The organism is Alkalibacterium pelagium, from assembly GCF_900109325.1.
GTDB classification, from domain to species: Bacteria; Bacillota; Bacilli; order Lactobacillales; family Carnobacteriaceae_A; genus Alkalibacterium; species Alkalibacterium pelagium.
In genome coordinates this window covers 1-1792 of the sequence record NZ_FNZU01000029.1, presented here as the reverse complement: position 1 = coordinate 1792, position 1792 = coordinate 1, and the positions used below count along the sequence as shown (strand labels likewise).

Annotated in this window: 1 protein-coding gene; it reads left to right on the top strand. The window is 38.5% G+C overall.

What is annotated here, in order from left to right; translation table 11 throughout:
* Positions 1 to 151: 151 nt before the first annotated feature.
* Positions 152 to 1687 carry an IS1182 family transposase gene (locus BMX79_RS12375; RefSeq protein WP_091483123.1) on the top strand — a complete coding sequence of 512 codons (1536 nt, stop codon included), beginning with the start codon at positions 152 to 154 and terminating at the stop codon, positions 1685 to 1687.
* Positions 1688 to 1792 lie beyond the last annotated feature (105 nt).

Sequence of the window (1792 nt, the reverse complement as noted above, 5' to 3'; positions counted from 1 at the left end):
AGAGGCTGGGACAAAAGTCCCAGAAAAATAATAAGATCCGCTGAAAATCTACTTGAGATTTTTAGCGGATCTTATTTGTTTATGTACGCAAAAGGAGCACGGCTTTGATATAATTAAGTCACCACAACAAATCATAGAAAGGGTGCTCCTTATGTATACTCAATATACCATGAACCAGACAACCTTGCCATTAGAAATAGACTCACTTTTACCCAATAATCATATTATATATTCTATCAACGAGGTCGTCGAAGACTTGGATGATGCTCATTACCGTCTGATTGAAAATGACTTTGGTCGGCCGGCTTATCACCCAAAAGTTCTACTCAAGGCCCTTCTGTTCGCTTATTCTGAGGGTGTTTTTTCAGGACGTAAGATAGAAAAAATGATGCAGGAAAACCTAGCTATGCACTGGCTGACTGGACAGACACTGGTCTCCTACCGTACAATCAATCGATTTAGAGTATCTGATGTAACGAAGACAATCATACAAGATTTATATTGCACTTTCACTATTCGTCTAAAACAGGAAAAATTGATTGAGGGACAGTCAATTTTTATAGATGGGACTAAGTTTGAAGCGAATGCCAACAAGTATACCTTTGTATGGAAAAAGGCAGTGGATCGCTTTTATCCTCGACTGAAGGCAAAAGAAATTGAATACTATAAAGAAGAAATCGAACCACTTATCGACCAAGCGGTCGAAAGAGATCACCATCAAGAGTTTTCAAAAGAGGACATCACTGCTCTTCATCACTTGCTTGAAGAAGAACTTGAAAAAGTAGAAAACGAGATAACCTCTTCTCAAGAAAAAGAGAAGCTGAGTCAATTGAAGAAAAAACGCCGGGCCTTGAAAAAGCATAGAAATCGCCTGAAAAATGATTTCATTCCCAGGGAACAAAAGTACGAAGACTATTATGGCACATTTGAAGGCAGAAATAGCTTTTCGAAAACCGATAAAGACGCTACATTCATGCGTATGAAAGACGACCACATGATGAACGGCCAGCTCAAACCAGGATATAATATCCAAATCGCAACGGAGAACCAATTTGTTTTGCATACTCAAGTCTATCCAAATCCAACAGATACTAACACACTGATTCCTTTTCTAGACTCTCTTCCGGAACTGATTAAACCGTCTAATCATATCGTCGCAGATGCAGGATATGGAAGCCAAGAAAATCTGGACTATTTAGAACAGTCCTGTTGGACTGGGCTGGTCAAGTACGGCATGTATGAGAAAGAACAGAAAAAGAAGTATTTGAAATCAGATAAAAACCTTGATAATTGGATATATGATGAAGAACAAAATACGTATAGTCATCCAGACGGAACCCTTTATGTACATGGTTATATCCGTCGTCAAAAAACAAGTACCGGCTATATCAAATTTTCTCACGTGTACCATTCAAGTGACCCAACTTATCGTAATGGGAAAAAATCCTTGTGGATTAATTATGAGTATGAAGAGCAAAAACTAAAAATTAAAGAACAGCTTTCAACTGAAGAAGGGGCTACATTATACAGGCAGCGAAAAATCGATGTCGAGCCAACTTTCGGACAGGTGAAGGCTAATTTAGGTTTCACTCGATTTTCAGTTCGTGGACAATCGAAAGTGGAAAATGAAACGAACCTGATATTTATGGCAAACAATCTAAGAAAATACAACAAGAGACGAGGCTAATGGGCATTTGAGACAAAGAAAACCGAGTAGGTTTGTACGGGTGTACATTTCTACTCGGTTTTCTTCTGTTTATTGGTTAGCTAGGACTTTTTGTCCCAACCTCTT